The organism is Rhizobium sp. TH2, from assembly GCF_024707525.1.
Lineage (GTDB): Bacteria > Pseudomonadota > Alphaproteobacteria > Rhizobiales > Rhizobiaceae > Rhizobium_E.
This window is the reverse complement of record NZ_CP062231.1, coordinates 4999930-5017582: the sequence shown is the minus strand read 5'-3', so window position 1 is coordinate 5017582 and position 17653 is coordinate 4999930. Positions and strand designations below refer to the sequence as shown.

Here is a 17653-nt window from a genome sequence, read left to right as displayed (position 1 = left end):
TACGACCGAGACCGACGCCACCGGTTATGGCGGAAAGATGCCCGGCCCTTCGGGTTGGCTGAAACGGGCCGGCTGATCGACCGGCCGGCTTGGCCGTAGAGCTGGCTACGACGCGCGCCGGCCGGTCGATCAGCCGACTCCGTTTGAGCCACAGAACTGATTCCATTTAACAATGAAGCGCTCTAGGAACTTGCCGGAAGCTGCATGTCGGAAATCGCCACGTCATAATGCTCGACGCGATCGGTCTTGGTCAGCAGGAACCGGTCGTCATCGGCATAGTATTTCGATTGCTCGTAGTCGTCTCCGGCGAATGCCTTGATGGCGGCGATGTCTAGCCACCAGCTGAGCGTCACGACCTCAGTGACGCCTCGGCCGAGATCGCGCGAGAGGACCTGAAAACCGAGATTGCCGGGTGTCTCGCGATAGGCGCTGGCGCCTGTCGCCATGATGTAATCGATATAGGCTTTCTCATCCTCGCTGCGGATCGTTGCGTGCCAGCGCCTGAGTATCATGGTGGATTTCCTTCGATCGTGCGCCGCCAATGACCCGAGGGCCGGAGGCGGGCCGTTGAAACCTAATTCTTGACCACGGCGCAGGCAACGCCGACCTTTCGGATCGAATCGCAGAGCGCGATGGCCTCCTGCCTTGTCTCCTTGCCGATTCTTGCCTGATATTTCGGCCGCATCCCCGGCTTCACCCGCTTTTGCCGCACGATCAGGGCTTTCTCGCTCCTCAGCGGCTCGGGCAACCTGGCGACGGACTGGGTCATCAGCCGCCGCGCTATGATTGGATTGAAGTTCGCGGCAAGCTGGACAGTCCAGGGCGCCCAGTCGAGGGATTGGACGAGGATCGGCTCGCGAAGATTCCGGCTCACCGCCAACCGGATGCAGGCGCTGACGAAGGATCGCTCCGGGTCCAGCGAATCCGCGGCACTTTTCGGCGGATCGTCCTGCCATGCCTCGACCGGGTTGCCGGTAATGGCAAAAACGTAATCGCGCGTTTCCAGCGGCAGCCGGCCGTTGCGAAGAAAGGAATCAACCCGGTTTTCGCCGGCATTATAGGCAGCCGCAGCAAGCCCGAGATTGCCGAACCGGTCGCGCAATTCACTCAGGTAGCGGGAAGACGCCTCTAGCGCCTGCACCACGTCGAAACTGTTGGCCAGGCCGCGCAGCTTTGCGGTGCCCGGCATGAATTGCGCAATGCCCTCGGCACCCTTGTAGCTGACCGCATCGGCGCGAAAGAGACTCTCGCGCCAGATCAGCCGGGCAAAATATTCGGGCGGCAGGTCGTTTTCCACCGAGAACCGCTTGATGGCGCGGCACAGGTCACGTGGATAGCTTGCGGAACGGATGCAGATTCGGAGGACGCCAGGCTTTGCCGGACGTTCGAAAAGGCACTCCTTTTTGGCGACAACCGGTTGGTCCACGGAGGCTGCAGAGCCGCTGCCTCCCGACATTACGAAGACGAGGCAGCACGTGACGAGCTTTAGCAACGCTTTCACCGGTTACCTCCATCGCGCAACCAGTCCTCTTACTGCCCAGCACCGGAGCAGAATTCGGTCTGCCGCAAAACATGTCGCATGAAGCCGCCGCTGTCATCCGGAAATCTTGGGCAAGCCCGTTGCGACGGGGAGCAATCGGTCACTGATTGGAATGGCGATCCCGACTGGATTCGAACCAGTGACCCCCAGATTAGGAATCTGCTACATTGTCGAGGTTTCGAGCGTTTCAGAGGATCATGTTGCATTCGTGTTGCGCTCACGCCATGAAAGCTAGTTCTGCCGCTGCCATCTCATCGCCGTCGTCTTCTCTAGGGAATAGGTGAGAATAAAGGTCCATAGTGACGGCGATGGTCGAATGCCCCATGCGTTCCTGGACCATTTTCGGAGGTAAACCCAACCCTCCGTCTTCCTTGCGATTGATGCACCACGAGGCGAAGAAATGGCGCAGCGTATGCATGCCAGTATATTTTGCCGCGACGATCGGCCGGCCTTTTGCGTCAATTTCCTCGGTCTCCGAAGAGACGCCGGCTCTGATCCAGGCTGGGTGAAGTCCTCGCCGAAGAATGTTATTCAATTGCTCGACATTACCCTCGCCATTCGGGAAGACGAGATCGAGGACCCGGATCTTCTCGCCACAGGCGTCGACCTTTCCCATATACTTCTTCGGGCAGGAGAGCTTCCACTCCTTTAGTGCATTGACCACCATAGGAGGCGCCGGAACCGAACGCTCACCGGCGAAGGATTTTGGTTTGCCAATATCGTTGAACCGATCTGCACGCTGTTGAACGCGAATTTGTTTCTTATCGAGGTCTATGTCCTGCCATCGGAGACCGCGGAGCTCGGAGGCGCGCAGGCCACAGAATGTCGCCGTAAGGACCAAGGGACGCCAACGGCCGGCTATCGTGGTGACAAGAGCTTTTGCCTCCTCCCTCGTGGGAATGTCGACGCCGATCTTCAGGCGGCCCTTTTGGCGCTTCTCTTGGCGGCTTTCACCGGAGCCGCGGCGTGCCTTCATGTCACGCAACACGTTCCGAGCAACTAAACCGCGCTCTTGCGCGTCGGCGATCAGTGTGCCGAGACTGACGAGCACCTTTTTCACCATAGCAGGTGAGCGGCCGGCACCCCGGAGTTCATCTTCAAAGCCTCGGATCTTCGCGATGGTGAGAGCCGAAAGCTTCGAAGGGCCGACATAAGGCACTATGTGAAGCCGAAGATGACGCTCATAGTCTTCGATCGTGGCGCGTTCCAACCCCTCGGACTTGGCGCTAGCGAGCCATAACTTGCCCGCCGTCTCGATTGTCGAGCTTGCACTGTCCGCAACGTGGACGCCTTCTCGCACCTCCACAGAGGCTGTGGCAGCAAAGGTATCGGCCTCTTTTTTCTTGGCAAAAGTTTTCAGTCTCCGCTTGCCCTTAGTATCGACGTAATCGACTACCCAGGCCGATTTCGCTGCGCCTTTTGCATTCGTCCATTCGCGCTTGCGCACACTCACGATTTAGTCTCCTTCGGGTCCGCGGGTTTCAGCGTTCCGTTAAGGCGATCGGCCCACGCCTCAAGGAACTCTGAAGAAGCCTCATTCCTAAACTCCCTCAAGCGAATTTGCCTAAGATATTCAATGCGTTGTATCAAATCGCGTTGCAGGTCATTGAGTGTGTCGAAGAACACAAACTCATCGTGTCGGTCGACGAGATCTGGGTAAGCTCCTTCCAGTGTGGCTACGATCTCTGCATTCATGCTGCGACCATTGCGCTCCGCAGCGGCCTTGATGCGATCACGCATACCAGTAGGGAACCGCAGAACATACTGGTCCTGCTTCGAGCTCGGATAATCACCACGCGCCATTCTGTACTCACTCCAACACAATCATAGTGACTAACTACTTTTTCCAGTTGACTGCAAGGGAAGTAACTCACTACTATCAAACGATAGTGACTAACTATGAGAGGCAATCATGGAACCGATCGATCCGGCACTCGACCTTGTCTGGGGCTTGGAAGCAATCTCCAAACTTATCGGCCGCAGCGTCCGCCAAACCCATTACATGCTTTCCACGGGTAAGCTGCCTGCGAAGCAGGTGGGCGAGCGTTGGGTGACATCTCGCTCAAAGCTGGTCGCATTCTTTCTGGAAGACGCGGCATGAAACCGTCTCAAGCAGTTTTCCTTGACATGTCGCCTTATGAAGCCGATGGCGGTCGACTGATCGGCAGTGACCCGCGTCAAGTTCCACTAGCCGATATTCGCCTACTGGGACACAAGGAGAGCCCAATCAAAGCCATACGCGCTAAGTGCATTGATTGCTCAGGCGACAATGTTGCGGAAGCGAGGAAGTGCGTTGCCGTGAATTGTGCCCTCTGGCCTTTTCGTATGGGTTCAAACCCGTTCCATAGGTCCAGCACGTCCAGCAAACTGGAGAATCTCGTCATCTCCCGCGAAACGAAATGGCTGGAAGAGGTCGAAACCGGCCTGGACTTTATCGGCGAGGTGTCGCCATGATCGGCATCAACCACCAGGACAATCCTGCCGTCACCGAGGCCGCAATGTGGCTCAGCGAGCACGCGGTATCACCTCGACCAATTATCCCGATCCTTCGAGAAAATTTCAGCCTCTTCGCCGAGGACGGATACGTCGTGTGTGCCGCGACTATACGGATTGACCAGGGGGTTTTCGTCTGACCGGCGCCCAAACTCCGCTGTTTCTTGATTGGGATTATTTGCCCTATTGGTTGGCATTGAACCATGAGTTCGGCGGGACCCGAACAACGGCCGCGATGATCCTGGCGTTGTATATCGCCCAAGGGTGGGTGTCGTACTCCCGCAACGGAAATTTTTACGTCACCACAAATCGATACAAGTCTGAGCTCTATTCGCGAAGGAAGGTCATCCATTCCGCCGACTATCTGGTTGGTCTGGGACTGGCGTATCACGACAAAGCCAAACCTGGCACCCGCGGTTGGCAAAGCGCGCTCAAGGCGACCCCGGGACTGGTGGAACGTACCCGGCTAATCTTGGAGCAAGGCCCCCCTCTAAAGTGCCTGCCTCCTGCCGAGAGCATCATACTTCGCGATAAGGATGGTGACTATCTTGACTATCGAGACAGCGGTGAAACTCGCCTGATGCGCAAGCGACTGGCGGAGTTGAATGAACAAGTTCGCGGTACTTTGTTTACCGGCGTCATTCCTAGCGCCATGGTCCGAATCTTTAACCGTACTTTTGACCGGGGCGGGCGCTTCTATGCGCTCGGAGGGAGTTGGCAGTCGATGCCCAAAGAAGCACGTATGCAAATCACCATCGCAGGTGAACCGGTATCCGAGATCGATTATAAGACGCTGCACCCCGCCATGCTTTATGCTCAGGTTGGCTCGACGCTTCCTGAAGATTGCTATAATATTCAAGGATGGCCGCGCAATCTTGTGAAGGTCGCGCTCCTGATCCTTGTCAACTCCAAAAACAAGCACCAGGCCCGCTACGCTGTCGCTCACCACGAGCACATGCGCCAAATCGCCGAGCGTGGCAGTCAGCCTTCCTTCACCGCCGCTGACCACTTGATGGCTGAACTTCGCGCTCGGCACGGGCCGATATCCCACGCCTTTCATTCCGACAAGGGAGCAGAACTGATGCGGATGGATAGCGATATGGCAGAGGCTATAATGCATATCATGATGATGGCCGGTATCACGGTGCTTCCTGTTCACGATAGTTTTCTAGTCCAAAGATCACATGCTGACCAGCTCGAGCGGACGATGTTTCAGGTAGCTTATGAGGCTGGATTTGAGGCCCTCCGCGTGGAGCCAAAATATTGAACGGCCTCAAACCCTTAACCACGAACGGTCTTACATATGGAGAGAGGTCTGTACTCTTGGGTGTGGGTTTCGCCCCTCTCCTCGGGAGTGTCCGGCTCTTCATGGCTGTTCGAAGGTGATTTGCGCATTTTTTCGGCCAACGGCAGAAAAAATTTTGTCGAAGCGAATGAGGGACGATGGCTAGAGCGGAACACTGTCCGGTGATCGATCGGTTTGAGGCATTCATTAAGAAAGCCGAAGCTGATGGGTTGCGAGAATTCCTCTGATCGCTAGATGTTGCCATCCGATCGCCCAAAGGATGCGAGTATGCCGCGGGCTGAGCCGATCTCCGGCTATGGTGGTCACCCAAGGCAGGACGGCCCTGGCATCAGCCCAGGCGTGGCGAACCATGCTTCGGAGATGGCAACCGAGCGGAAGAAGATATCGACGATCGTGAGAAAGCTGGTTGCCATCCCGTTCTTTCACCGCGGCTCGAAGGGGGCGAGCCCTAGTAAGGACGTTGGCATTGCGGCGATCATGAAGGGTTCCGGCGCACTGTGGGCATAAAGCCCCTCCAGAAGGCGCCGGCCACACCGGAGGTCGTCCATGCGATCTTGGCTCGCATTTCCTCAGACACGCTGATCGCGCTTTGGTACTCCTCGGTTTCGCCGGTGCGTTCCGTCGCTCCCAGCTCGTCTCCGTGACGATGGAGAGCCTGACCTTCAGCGACAAGGGCGTCGACGTGTTCCTCCACCGCTCTAAGAACGACCAGGACGCCGGCGGCAATCAGTGGACCGACGATATCTTTGGAGACGCTCTTCGCGCCGGCTTCATTACCTCGGCGGCCGATAAACAGGAAAAGCCTGTTCCGCATCATGGAAGTGACCAGACATCGGGATCCGCGATCCGTCGAGACCTACCTCAGGCGCGCAAACCCATTCGCGGCTCATGCGGGGGTTGGTTTTCCTAATCATCATCATCATCGTCATCGTCTTGCGTCAAGCGCTCTAAGCCGATCCATGCCCAATCCGGCCCCGGTGCGCTTGAGACCAGAAATTCGTCTGCACCCGCGGCGGTGCGCAAGTTTATCTGCCTGACTGCTTCTGCTGGCGCATCGAAATACTCAATCGGCTTCAATCCTCTCGACATGGGTTGGTCATGACATACCATCAAAGCCATTCTCGGCGAGAGAGGGAGCGTAATCTCGATATCGCGTCCCGCTATACCGGGACTGCCGTAGATTGGATGGATTTTTGATTTTGGATGAGCCTTGGACACGGGATTGTCGGATGTGATGAAAGCGCTGCCCGCTGGCGCGAACATGACGATGCTTCGCATCTGAACCAAAATTGGCAACTCGCTCTGAATCACCGACGGAAGCAGCACTTGGATCGGGTGATCCACCAACAGCTTGACCTGGTCCATCGTCATTGTTCGCGATGATCTACTGCTCACGAGTGGAGCTGGAGCCTTGCGCCGTTCTTCAGGCGCCATCTTTGCGACGCTAGCTTCTAATTCCTCTCCGAGCTTGAGAACTTTTCTCCACTGCTTCCGATGATGATCTCGGAACCGGGGAGTTCGTGCGGACAGCGCGGAAAGGAATGCGAGCAGCTTGGCTCGCCGAACGTCCGGCACTATATTGCGGGGTTCTAGAAACTGCTTTCGAAGTGATGCCAAACCTTGCTCTACTTGCTGCAGGCCGTATTCAATTCGCAAATCTCGCGATCCGTCTGGCATGTTGATGGTGTACATGTCGGTCTCGCGGAAAAGTTTCTCCGGCGACTTCTTGATCGCGTGACCTGTTGTCGCTTCAATCTTCCACACGAACGGAGTTTGGCCGTCCGGCGTGGTGGGGTCACACCAAGCGGAAAGATACGTCTTGGGTATGAAATGCTGCTTCTTGTGCGAAGGCATCGGACCGAACCACCTTGCTATCGATAACCGTCATTTTACCAGCAATGCATGATCATGGAATCCCTTGCTGGCACTAGAGTTGGCATAGATCCCAATTTCCTGTACATAAATCTATCAAATCAATGTCATAGGCACGGCAATGCTCGAAAACCCAAAACACGAGAAGTTCGCCCAAGCCCTTGCTTCGGGCTTATCCGCAAGCGACGCCTACATCAGCGCAGGCTATAAGGCTAACAGAGGCAATGCTGCACGGATGAATGCAAATGAATACATCGTGAGGCGCGTTAAAGAACTTCAAAATGCAGTCATCAAACAGACGGCTGATATCATTTCATTCAACGCTGCAGATATGTTCAGCCAACTGATCGGTGACATTGAGGATGCTAAGAGGGCAGGGGATCATCGAGCGGCGATCGATGGTCGCAAGTTCTTGCTCAAGTGCTTTGGGTACGAGGATAGCCCTACGCTCACACATGAGCATGTTCGTGGCCAGAAGCTTATCGAGGGAAAAGATCTCGGCAGAGCGCAGATCACCGAGCAAAAGGCTGCCAAGGAATCAGCACTGTCCGCAGTTCTCAGGGCGCAAAAAAACCGAAGACAATATCTCGACAATTGATCGAATGCAGGTGAAGAGGCCTGCCCTGTCCGGTGACATCTGGCACTAGATCGACGCGACATCCATCGCGCGACGACGGGCTTGGGGAAAGTAGCTATAAAACGTCGGCCTGCTCACCCCCATCCGCTTTGCGATATCACCGACAGAGATCGTGCCTGCGGCTAGGAGCGCGCGTGCGGCGTCCAGGTCCTCGGCAGATAGCTTCTGAGGACGACCGCCTTTGCGACCACGGGCGAGGGCGGCCTTCAGGCCTTCCATCGTTCTTTCGCGGTTGAGATCTAAAAAGTATTCCGCCATGGCACCATGCATCTGGAGCGCAAACCGGCCATGGGCTGTCTCGCTGTCGAAGTGCTCAGTGATGCTTTGAAATTTGACGCCGTCCTGTCTGAGGGTGTCAATGGTCCGCATCATCTCGACCAGGGATCGTCCAAGCCGGTCCAGCTTCCAGACAACGAGCACATCTTCCGGTCTGAGGAAGGCGAGAGCAGCCTCCAGCGAAGGACGCTTCGTGCCGGCCTTACCTGACTTCTTCTCTTCGAAAATCTTCTCGCAACCGGCCTTTGCGGCGATGAACGACGAACTCGGCCGGCGCTATGGTTTGCCCTCGTTGCCTTTAAGTTTACGATACCCCTTCACCAACAATTACCGTGACAACGCACGTGGCGTCGATGTCACGACGCGGCGCGAGGTGGGCCAGAATCTGCACTCTGGCCCAACGCAGCGCTTACTTCAGGTCGCCCGAAAAAGAGTTGCCGCTGGCAGTCGTTGCAGGCACGGCCTGCATCACATCCCAGTGCTCTGCAATCATGCCGTCTTGGACGCGGAAGATGTCGATAACCGCCATGTCGCCCTGGCCAAAATTTGACGTCGAATAAAGCCAGACCAAGTCTCCATCAGCTGCGGTCCTTAGATACGTCAACGTGGTTTTCGGGCCTTTCTCAATGCCGATGTCAGTCAGGAATTTTTTCAATCCTGCGCGGCCAGGTGGGGCCATCGGGTTGTGCTGGATGTAATCCTCGCGGAAGTATTTCTCGAGCGCCGTCATGTCATGGTCGCCAAATAGTGTCTGATAGGCAGTGGTGACGAGTTGCAGGTTTGCGGCCTCTGTCGCTTCGTCGGCCAAGGCGGGCAGGGTCGATAATGCGGTGGCAACAGCTACGGCGCTTGCGAAAAGTCTGAGTTTCATTTGGTTCTCCGGTTAGTAGTGAAGGTGTTTGTAGGCTTGCGTGGGTCAAAGGTGCGCCCTGACAGCCGCCCGGCACGGGACAGTTTAGTCACTAGATTCTTATCGCCGAATAGCGGCGGGCGAACAACGTGTTTATGGAATTCATTTGATGCAGCGAACGAAGGCTGCGTTGATCTAAAGAAGACGGGCAACCTGCGCGCCGTCCAAATCCTTCTCGGACACACGAAACTGGAAAGCACAGTTCGCTACCTCGGTATAGAAATCGACGACGCGCTGCGGATCGCCGAGCAGATCGAGCTCTGAGAACGCGGCCGTCGGCGAAAGCCGGTGGTCGCCGTCGCGCCATGAGCAGTCAAGACGCCCCGAAAAGACCACTCATAGTTCAGCCAATCAAGTGGCAATGGCCACACGCCGCCGAACTTAGTGTGGATACCCCTTGTGTTGGCTGATGCTCAACCGAGGGGGTCCTAGTTTCAGAGATCAAAAATGGCACGCGAATACCAGCAGAACAAATCTCTGGCGGCACAGGCGGCATGGCCATTGCTCGTTCTCACGGCTGTGCTGCAGGCAGGTTCGGGTCTGCCGTCATGCTGGCCGTCCGCCATGATCTTCGCGGCACCACGCTTGCAGTCGCCGGCAGCATCATGCTGGGCTGGCTTTCGGCGCTGCCGTCCGTCGTTGAGCAAGGATTCGATTTTCCAGGCGATGGCAAAGTTGCACCGGCCATCTTCGTGATGTCCCCTTCTTGCGATCGCAGCTGCAACGCTTGCATGGCGCAACGTCTATCCGATCGCGGCCGCCCTCATCGCTAGCGCGCTGACGTTCGTCGGCAACTTGTTCGTCATCGCCTTCGGCGGCATCATCGCGATGTATGGCTTCGCAGCCAAGGTTCGAGGTCGAACTCGGTCGCAACTGTGGATGTCGGCCCGTCTGCGGTTACGCCGCGTATTGAAACACAGGAATTGCGATGGTGGAGGAAAACACGGATGTGTCTTCGGACACGCAAAGCGATCACGAATGGCGCTGGTCGCGCCAAGGCGTGGAGCAGCGCATAGTGGCTATGTCTCCAGCCGATGCGCTTCTCACGGTCGAGCTGTTCAACGGCAGGCATGTCAGAGATGTCTCGCAACATCTGGATGCCGGCGCATGCCTATCTGGCCTGTCACCCAGCGAGGCCGACGATATTCGGGGAAGAGTAGCGGCGCTTCGACAAAGCGCCACGGGCTGGGGGGAGAAGTACTGGGCAGAGCATCTGCGCGAGGCTCGCACTGGAATCAAGGATAGCGGCCATGACGAGGCGATATTGAAAGAGATGGCTGCTGCTCATCCGGGTTTCAGCGTCGAATTCCGCCACCTGGGGCTGAATGCCGCCGACCGCCTTTATGGCGGCGATCCCACCCCCATCCATGACCATTGCGACCGCAGGGACCTGGAAGACCGATGCAAGGGTGCGAGCGGTGATGACGACGGCCGAGTTCTTATCGCGCGCGACCGAGATTTCACGGCCGTAGCGCTGCAGTGACGTCAATTGTCTCCGAAGGACGGCCACCTCAGCGGTCCGGCGTCGTGCGGTGAACGCGACGGTGCTCACGATGATGCCGACAAGGAAAAGCAAGGCAATCGCCCATACGTTGGACGGGTCGTCTACCATGAGCGTGTAACGCGGCTCGGTGAAGAAGAAGTTATAGGAGAGAGCGCCAAGGACTGCGGAGCACAAGGAAGCTCCCAAGCTGAAATAAACCGCCGCAACGATGACCGGGACAACGAAGACCAGGGACGAATTGGGAATCGCGATGCCGCTGTCTAGGCCGATCGCCACGAGCGTTGCCACCGCCGTCATCGCGACCGAGACCACATAGCCTACGGCGGTGCGGGCTCCCGCCCGCGAAGCCATTGTGCGGGGTTCACTCGCCACAGGCAGGAAGTCGTCGGGCTCGGTTTTCAAGTTCAGATCGGACATCTCTGTCTCCCTGAGTTGTGATTGACCATAGGAGTAGCAGTGGCCCGATGCCGGGTTTCAAGTCGACCCACGGAGATTTGACTGCCATCACGAGGCTCCTTTGCCGCCATGGCTCTCGTCTCGCGAAACAGACTCAGGGTTCTTGTGCACGCCATGCTATTTGCTTTTTGGAACGCGGCGCGATGAGGTCGTCGCTTCTACGCGATAGACAAGTCCAGGTTCGACGATCCACTCGCCATCCGTGAGCGCCGAGACGTCATACCGTCCGCGCAGCTCTCTGGGCGCGACCCCGACGAAGCGGTATCTGTCTCCATACTCGCTCACGGCGATGTCGCGGATCGGTCGACCGTTCAAAGTTCCGATGACGGGGCCTTCCAGCTTGACCCCGGTGAGAATGAAGTACTCGACAGGTACCCTCGGGCTCTGGGGACCCGCCAAGGTGAGAGCGGCGGTCTCCACCTTCGGAAACGGCGACGCCACGTCTTCTAACGGTGAATTCAACTGCGCGAGCGCTTTGGAGGCCATCGAAGCGAGCAGGCGTTCTGGTGCGAACCCGGCAAACTCACCGCCGCACTCTTCCGAATGCTTATGGTTCCAAAAGGAATGCCGAACAAGCAACCCCGTGCCGCCACCAATTAAGAAATCCGGCGGCGGAAGTACTGAAGACGGCAGCAAACGCTGTAGCTCGTCGGTCGTTCGCGCACTGTGAAAAAGCAAGAGAGGACGGTGCCCGCGCTCCCACATCATCCAAGTATCAAGAAGGACACTCTCCGCCTCGCGATTGTGAAGAAGATTCTGGTCCAGATCACAGACCACGAGTTTGGGCGTTGTCGCGTTTCTCATGGCATCCTCTTTGTGTCGGCGACACACTCTTGCCGCCATCAATTTGTCGCAATGCCCCAACGGCAAAGCGCTAAATTCATCTTCAAGTCGCTCCGAATCTGAAACTAATTTCTCACTTTTGCCGAAATGTGTCAATTTATCGCTAGCAAATTGAGAGACGTTAACATTTTTTTGCGTGGAATTGATTGAGGCTAAATAAGGGCAACTTTTTGTTTTTTTTGCGTCATTCGGGATTGTGCGTCGCAGCATCACGATGCCGTGATACCGACGCTCGGGGGTGGCAGGCTTTCTGGCCACGCGACGGCGACACCAAAGAAAAGAGGTGTTTCTCTCGTAAGAGCGGTGGGCGGCCCGCACCTTGACGGCAACGCTCGGCATCGATTTCGAGTAATCCCACACATGAGGGGACAACTCTACAGAACCTAATGAGTATTAATCTTTTGCTTGTAGAAGCTGATTGGGCTCATAATTTTGGGAGAGGCGCATGCCCTGGTGGGTGGCATTACTTCTTGCGATCAGTGGCATATTGGGCGGAGCACCTTTCTGGTATGCGCGCAAACTCGCGCGCGAGGACGGGAGGCCGTCTGACATGCCGATCGTGTTTGGTGGAAGCTCAAACCTTTTCGTGGTGCCACGTGTCCTAAAGGAGCACTCCAAGCGAGGAGATCGTTGGGCCGGAAAGGCGTTGCTAATGTTTTGGGTGGGGTCCGCGATCCCGCCCGTTCTCATTTGCGGTCTCGGCATTCACGACGTCTGGTCTCGCTGAGTCGGGCACGGACGTTGGCCAGTCTTCTTCGAGAAACCGACTGAAGACACAGAATAGTTGTTGTCAGGCCATGGCTTCCGGCTTCTCGGCATAGGCCCAGGGCAACATGCTATCGATTTGGCTGTTGGTGATTTTTACGCCTAGATGCAGTCTGAGGCTGCTGGCACCATTGCTTTCCGGCTGAATGATCGATGCATGAGATGGCCTTTCAAACCCTGGTTCGTTGCGTTGGCGGCGGGTGGTGAGGCTTCGTCGTCGCAATATTGCGTTTCGGGATTGAGGTCCTTAGAATTGGCACTGCGTGTGCTGCGTGCGCTGCGGGTAATCCCGAAATCGACGGAGACTTCGATCAACCTCTCGCAAGGAGCGCGAATCCATGTCTTCGCCCGCATCCAAAGGCCGCATCCCGTCTACCCTCCGCAGTTTCCTCGACAACGAGGCTTCGAGTGGCCTCATCCTTATGGCCGTCGCGGCGCTGGCGCTTGTCACCGCCAACTCGCCGCTCGCTGCGACCTACTTCCATGCCCTCCATGTCTACATAGGACCTCTCAGTGTTCTCCACTGGGTCAACGACGCTCTGATGGCGCTGTTCTTTCTTCTCGTAGGACTTGAGATCAAGCGCGAGATGCTGGACGGCCAATTGTCGTCGTGGCCGCGTCGGATTCTGCCGGGCGGCGCGGCTCTCGGGGGAATGGTCGCTCCTGCGCTCGTCTATGCCTGGTTCAACGGCGGGAACCCGGCCACCGCCCATGGCTGGGCAATCCCGGCCGCGACCGACATCGCCTTCGCCCTCGGCGTTCTTTCGCTTCTCGGTCCAAGGGTTCCGGTGACCCTCAAGGTCTTTCTGACGGCGCTCGCGATCATCGACGACCTCGGGGCGGTTGTCATCATCGCCTTCTTCTATACGGGCGGTCTAAATCTGCTCGCGTTGGGTGGAGCGGCCGTTGTCGTCGTCCTGCTCATTGTTCTAAATCGGATGCGCGTGAACCATCTCGTCCCATATCTCGGGCTGGGACTGGTCCTGTGGATTTTAGTCTTCATGTCGGGCGTGCACGCGACGATTGCGGGCGTCCTACTCGCTCTGACCTTCCCCATCAAGATCACGCCCGGAACGCCTGAGGCCTCCGAGGCGGACTCTCCTTTGCACAGGTTGGAGCATCTACTTCACAAGCCCGTTTCGTTCCTCGTGGTTCCGATCTTCGGGTTCGCGAATGCCGGACTTTCTTTCTCCGGTGTTGGGTTGGCCGCGATGCTCGAACCCGTCACGCTCGGCGTCGGGCTCGGTCTCTTCGTCGGCAAGATCGTCGGCGTGCTCGGGTCGGTCTGGCTGATGGTCCGCGCGGGTATTGCCGATCTTCCCGGCTCCGCCAGTTGGAGACAGATGACGGGAGTTGCTCTTCTTTGCGGAATTGGCTTCACCATGAGCCTTTTCGTGGCGCTGCTCGCGTTCCACGATCCGGCCGCGCAAGACGAAGCGAAGCTTGGCATCATACTCGGCTCGACGGTCGCGGCGCTGGCAGGATGCTTCGTGTTGATGGGAAGCGAACGGCGGCCGCGCGCCGAGGTATCGTAACGGCTAGAGGAGGAGCGTCACAACGAGGCCGACAATAACCGCTGCGATGAAGAACGCGAGCACTGCGGCCAGGGTCGGGTCCATGAAGCGTTTACGAGTTTTCATTGACTGCATTCAACATAAATTCGGCTCGATTCCAATCCTTCCTAGATGGAGGGATTTGAACGCGGTGACGCCGTTGCGGTATAATGGAGACGGCTGCTGGCGCGGTGACTTCGCGTCGGGCCGAGAGCGCGTACAGTGTGCTAGTTCTTGTTGCGTCACAATACCATCTCGGCTAGAGGGCTTTCATCCACAAGGACCCGGTGAAACTCCGGGTGGCTCTTCTGGCCGCCGATCCGCCAGACAACACAGCAACGCAACCAATATTGCTCTCCAGGACCGAGTTCCGCTCGGCTCGTTGCATCAACTGTGAAAAATCATCAATGCGAACTTTTTCAACCTATCGTCAAAGAGTGGTTCTCCAACATCCGTGGCGACGTCCTTTCCGGGATCGTCGTCGCGCTCGCCCTCATTCCGGAGGCGATCGGCTTCTCCGTGATCGCGGGCGTGGACCCCAAGGTCGGCCTCTACGCCTCCTTCGCGATCGCTTGCGTCGCGGCCTTCGTCGGCGGCAGGCCGGGCATGATCTCCGCCGCCACGGCCGCGACCGCCGTCGTCATGATCTCGCTGGTCAAGGAACACGGCCTCCAATATCTCTTTGCCGCCACGATCCTGATGGGGGTCATCCAGATCGTCGCGGGATGGCTCAGGCTCGGCCGAGTCATGCGCTTCGTGTCCCGGTCCGTCATAACGGGCTTCGTCAACGCGCTCGCGATCCTCATCTTCATGGCGCAGTTGCCTGAGTTGATCGGTGTGCCGACCCTGACCTATTTCATGATCGCGGGTGGCCTCGCCATCATCTATCTTTTCCCCTACGTGACGAAGGCGATCCCTTCGCCGCTGGTCGCCATCGCCGTGCTCACCGCGCTTGCATGGTGGACGGGTATGGACCTCCGCACCGTCGGCGATCTCGGCGAACTTCCTTCCACGCTTCCCTTCCTCATGCTCCCGCAGGTGCCTCTGACCTGGGAGACGCTGCAGATCATCTTCCCCTATTCCGTCACGCTTGCGGCCGTCGGCCTGCTCGAGTCCTTGCTGACGGCGCAGATCGTCGACGACATGACCGACACGCCGAGCAACAAGAGCCAGGAATGCGTTGGTCAGGGCGCGGGCAACATCGCCTCGGCCCTTATCGGCGGCATGGGCGGCTGCGCCATGATCGGCCAGTCCGTGATCAACGTGACATCCGGCGGCCGAGGTCGTCTCTCGACGTTTGTCGCGGGCGCTTTCCTGCTGTTCTTGATCGTCGCCCTCAATGATCTCGTCCGGATCATCCCGATGGCCGCGCTCGTCGCCGTCATGATCATGGTGTCGATCGGCACTTTCTCCTGGCGCTCGATCCTCGACCTCCGGCGCAACCCGCTTCCGTCGTCTGTGGTCATGCTGGCGACTGTTGTCACCGTCGTCGCGACCCACGACCTCGCCAAGGGCGTCATCGTCGGCGTGCTGCTGTCGGGCATCTTTTTCGCGGGCAAGGTGGCGAAGTTGTTCAAAGTCTCGCGCCTGGAGAACTCGCCGAACGCCACAGTGACCTATGTCGTCGAAGGTCAGATTTTCTTCGCCTCCGCCGAGAGTTTCATCCACGCTTTCGACTTCGCGGAAACGGCGAAGAAGGTCGTCATCGATGTCAGCGCCGCGCATCTCTGGGACATCACCGCCGTTGGAGCTCTGGACAAGGCTATCCTCAAGTACCGCAAGTCAGGCATCGACGTTGAAGTGCTCGGTTTCAACGAGGCCAGCGCCGACATGGTCGACAGGTTCGCCCTGCATGACAAGGACGAGCGGCTGGCTGCGAGCTCGTCGGTCCACTAATCAAGGAGCGAGGGTCGGCCGTTGTCGATGACCCTCGTGACCGTCTATTGCGACGGCGGCTTTGGGCCAAAGGCGGAAGTCGTGTCGCCTTTGCGCCCTCGTATCGGTCATAGACTCCCGCCAAGCGACGTCTCGAAAGCGGACAATGCAGTGGAACGTGCGAGGCGGCATGTGTGCGCCAATAACGGTCATTGGCGCAGCACTCCCGAGCAACACGCTCGAATTCGCGGCCGACAGGCTTCCGCGGTGCTTGCCCCGGATATTCAGTGCATGGACCAGAGGACTGACGTGCCGGCGAGCGCGCTCTTCAGACGCTCGTTGGCTTCCACACCGTCCAGGTCCGCCGAATATTCCGGTTTCAGGCGGTCGAGGAAATACATCGTCATTTTGCCCCGGTTTTTAACCTCGAGGGCACCCCGCGCCGTGCAATCGAAATATGGCTTCACCTGTTGATACGTGCTTTCGGAAATGTTGACGTGGTCGGCTTCGTCGGTGCTCTCCATTCGCGATGCAATATTCACCGCGTCGCCCCAGACATCGTAGGTGAACTTCTTCTTTCCCACGACGCCGGACATCATGCTGCCGCTGTGCAGGCCGACGCGCAGGTGCCAGGGTCGCTCGCCGAGCGCGGCCCAGCGCTGGTTCGAGCGCATCACGAACTGCTTGATTGCGAGAGCCGCAAGGCAGCTACGGACAGCATGGTCCTTTTGGCCCGGCATCAGACCGCCGGCGCACATATAGGAGTCGCCGATGGTCTTGAGTTTTTCCAGCCCATGCCGCGCGACAATGCTGTCGAATTCCGAGAAGTACATATCGAGGTCATCGACCAGTTCCCGCGGGGAGAGTTCAGCCGCGGATCGGGTGAAGTCGACGAAGTCGGTGAACAAAATCGTCGCGGAAGGATGGTGGCGAGGTTCAACCGAGCCCTTCTCGGTCAATTCCGCGGCTATGTTGCGGGGCAGGATGTTGAGGAGCAGATCGTCGGAGCGTTGCTTCTCGGCGGCCAGATCCTGCTGCGAGCGCATAAGCTCGGCGATCTTCAGACGCAGTTCGAGCTGGGCGGTGGTCTGGCGCGCAATGCGCCGGATGCATTCGGCCGTCTCGAAGGCGAGCTCGCGCGGCGTGACATCCATGAGGCAGAGCGTTCCCAGCGCCCGGCCGCCAGAATCGATCAGCGGCATGCCAGCGTAAAAGCGGATGAAGGGTTCGGTTGCGATGAAGGGCATTTCCCTGAAACGCTCGTCGGCGATCGTGTTGGGAACGACCAGCAAGTCGCTGCGGCAGACGGCATGGCTGCAGCAGACGCCGGCGCGGGGGACCTCCTCGATATCCGGAGGAACGCCGTGACGGGATTTCAGCCAGATCTTGGTGTCGCCGACGATGTTGACCATCGCAATCGGTACATTGGCGATCGACGCAGCGAGATCGGTAAGGTCGTCGAAGCCGGGTTCGGGGGCCGTGCCGTATACGTGGTAGGCCTGCACCGCGGCCAAGCGCTCGACTTCGTTTTCGGGTACGGGAAAGTCCATGCCGGCGCTCCTCCCATCGCACGAAGGCCAAAATGCCGCGACCGCTCGGGACGGTTCTGCTCCGGCCCCTCCA

19 protein-coding genes, 1 pseudogene and 1 other annotated feature are annotated in these 17653 nt (G+C 57.9%); of the genes and pseudogenes, 9 read left to right on the top strand and 11 right to left on the bottom strand.

Going from position 1 to position 17653, the window contains the following annotated elements:
• Positions 1-182: 182 nt before the first annotated feature.
• The 4 genes from IHQ71_RS24530 to IHQ71_RS24515 all read right to left on the bottom strand — a co-directional run bounded on the left by IHQ71_RS24530 (position 183) and on the right by IHQ71_RS24515 (position 3343).
• Positions 183-512, bottom strand: a complete 330-nt coding sequence (locus IHQ71_RS24530) for a hypothetical protein (RefSeq protein ID WP_258159020.1) — start codon at positions 510-512, stop codon at positions 183-185.
• A gap of 62 nt (positions 513-574) precedes the next feature.
• Positions 575-1456, bottom strand: a complete 882-nt coding sequence (locus IHQ71_RS24525; RefSeq protein ID WP_374990053.1) for a lytic transglycosylase domain-containing protein — start codon at positions 1454-1456, stop codon at positions 575-577.
• 301 nt (positions 1457-1757) lie between these two features.
• On the bottom strand, positions 1758-2993 hold the full coding sequence (locus IHQ71_RS24520) for a site-specific integrase (protein ID WP_258159018.1): 1236 nt from the start codon (positions 2991-2993) through the stop codon (positions 1758-1760).
• A complete protein-coding gene (locus IHQ71_RS24515) occupies positions 2990-3343 on the bottom strand; it encodes an Arc family DNA-binding protein (protein WP_258159017.1) in 354 nt (117 codons plus the stop codon). Before IHQ71_RS24515 ends, IHQ71_RS24520 begins: the two co-directional genes overlap by 4 nt.
• 109 nt (positions 3344-3452) lie before the next feature.
• Here IHQ71_RS24515 and IHQ71_RS24510 point away from each other — a divergent pair, with 109 nt between their 5' ends.
• The 4 genes from IHQ71_RS24510 (at position 3453) to IHQ71_RS24495 (ending at position 5300) form a co-directional block, all read left to right on the top strand.
• Positions 3453-3641, top strand: a complete 189-nt coding sequence (locus IHQ71_RS24510; RefSeq protein WP_258159016.1) for a DNA-binding protein — start codon at positions 3453-3455, stop codon at positions 3639-3641.
• Positions 3638-3994: a hypothetical protein gene (locus IHQ71_RS24505; protein ID WP_258159015.1), complete on the top strand. Its 357-nt coding sequence runs from the start codon at positions 3638-3640 to the stop codon at positions 3992-3994. The genes IHQ71_RS24510 and IHQ71_RS24505 overlap by 4 nt, the downstream gene beginning before the upstream one ends.
• Complete coding sequence (locus IHQ71_RS24500) at positions 3991-4173, top strand: hypothetical protein (protein ID WP_258159014.1); 183 nt, start codon at positions 3991-3993, stop codon at positions 4171-4173. Before IHQ71_RS24505 ends, IHQ71_RS24500 begins: the two co-directional genes overlap by 4 nt.
• A gap of 95 nt (positions 4174-4268) precedes the next feature.
• Positions 4269-5300, top strand: a complete 1032-nt coding sequence (locus tag IHQ71_RS24495; RefSeq protein ID WP_258159013.1) for a hypothetical protein — start codon at positions 4269-4271, stop codon at positions 5298-5300.
• 514 nt (positions 5301-5814) lie between these two features.
• Here IHQ71_RS24495 and IHQ71_RS24490 read toward each other — a convergent pair.
• Entirely contained in the window at positions 5815-6156 is a 342-nt protein-coding gene (locus IHQ71_RS24490; protein WP_258159012.1) for a hypothetical protein, read from the bottom strand.
• Positions 6157-6245: 89 nt separating this feature from the next.
• Positions 6246-7193, bottom strand: a complete 948-nt coding sequence (locus tag IHQ71_RS24485) for a DUF4238 domain-containing protein (RefSeq protein ID WP_258159011.1) — start codon at positions 7191-7193, stop codon at positions 6246-6248.
• 139 nt (positions 7194-7332) lie between these two features.
• On the opposite strand from IHQ71_RS24485, the gene IHQ71_RS24480 reads away from it, so the two are divergent.
• A complete protein-coding gene (locus IHQ71_RS24480) occupies positions 7333-7809 on the top strand; it encodes a hypothetical protein (protein ID WP_258159010.1) in 477 nt (158 codons plus the stop codon).
• Between the two features lie 45 nt (positions 7810-7854).
• Here IHQ71_RS24480 and IHQ71_RS24475 read toward each other — a convergent pair whose 3' ends face one another.
• The gene (locus IHQ71_RS24475; protein ID WP_258162941.1) at positions 7855-8379 is read right to left on the bottom strand and encodes a recombinase family protein; all 525 of its coding nucleotides are present in this window, start codon (positions 8377-8379) and stop codon (positions 7855-7857) included.
• 154 nt (positions 8380-8533) lie between these two features.
• Positions 8534-8995, bottom strand: a complete 462-nt coding sequence (locus IHQ71_RS24470) for a nuclear transport factor 2 family protein (RefSeq protein WP_258159009.1) — start codon at positions 8993-8995, stop codon at positions 8534-8536.
• Positions 8996-9128: 133 nt separating this feature from the next.
• Here IHQ71_RS24470 and IHQ71_RS24465 point away from each other — a divergent pair.
• Both IHQ71_RS24465 and IHQ71_RS24460 read left to right on the top strand, forming a co-directional pair.
• Positions 9129-9298, top strand: a pseudogene (locus IHQ71_RS24465) (integrase); the annotation flags it as partial.
• Positions 9299-9582: 284 nt separating this feature from the next.
• Positions 9583-9807, top strand: a complete 225-nt coding sequence (locus IHQ71_RS24460; RefSeq protein ID WP_258159008.1) for a hypothetical protein — start codon at positions 9583-9585, stop codon at positions 9805-9807.
• 350 nt (positions 9808-10157) lie between these two features.
• Here the strand turns inward: IHQ71_RS24460 and IHQ71_RS24455 are convergent, their stop codons facing one another.
• Both IHQ71_RS24455 and IHQ71_RS24450 read right to left on the bottom strand, forming a co-directional pair.
• Entirely contained in the window at positions 10158-10955 is a 798-nt protein-coding gene (locus IHQ71_RS24455) for a DUF4118 domain-containing protein (protein WP_258159007.1), read from the bottom strand.
• A gap of 156 nt (positions 10956-11111) precedes the next feature.
• Positions 11112-12176 carry an HAD family hydrolase gene (locus IHQ71_RS24450; RefSeq protein WP_258159006.1) on the bottom strand — a complete coding sequence of 355 codons (1065 nt, stop codon included), beginning with the start codon at positions 12174-12176 and terminating at the stop codon, positions 11112-11114.
• Positions 12177-12940: 764 nt separating this feature from the next.
• On the opposite strand from IHQ71_RS24450, the gene nhaA reads away from it, so the two are divergent.
• Positions 12941-14137: a Na+/H+ antiporter NhaA gene (nhaA, locus tag IHQ71_RS24445; RefSeq protein WP_258159005.1), complete on the top strand. Its 1197-nt coding sequence runs from the start codon at positions 12941-12943 to the stop codon at positions 14135-14137.
• 295 nt (positions 14138-14432) lie between these two features.
• Positions 14433-14488 (top strand) — a sequence feature (sul1 is cis-regulatory element that is thought to sense ions involved in sulfur or methionine metabolism; They are found in Alphaproteobacteria).
• Between the two features lie 93 nt (positions 14489-14581).
• Positions 14582-16051: a SulP family inorganic anion transporter gene (locus tag IHQ71_RS24440; protein WP_258162940.1), complete on the top strand. Its 1470-nt coding sequence runs from the start codon at positions 14582-14584 to the stop codon at positions 16049-16051.
• A 263-nt stretch (positions 16052-16314) separates the two neighbouring features.
• On the opposite strand, the gene IHQ71_RS24435 is transcribed toward IHQ71_RS24440, so the two are convergent.
• On the bottom strand, positions 16315-17580 hold the full coding sequence (locus IHQ71_RS24435; RefSeq protein ID WP_258159004.1) for an adenylate/guanylate cyclase domain-containing protein: 1266 nt from the start codon (positions 17578-17580) through the stop codon (positions 16315-16317).
• Positions 17581-17653 lie beyond the last annotated feature (73 nt).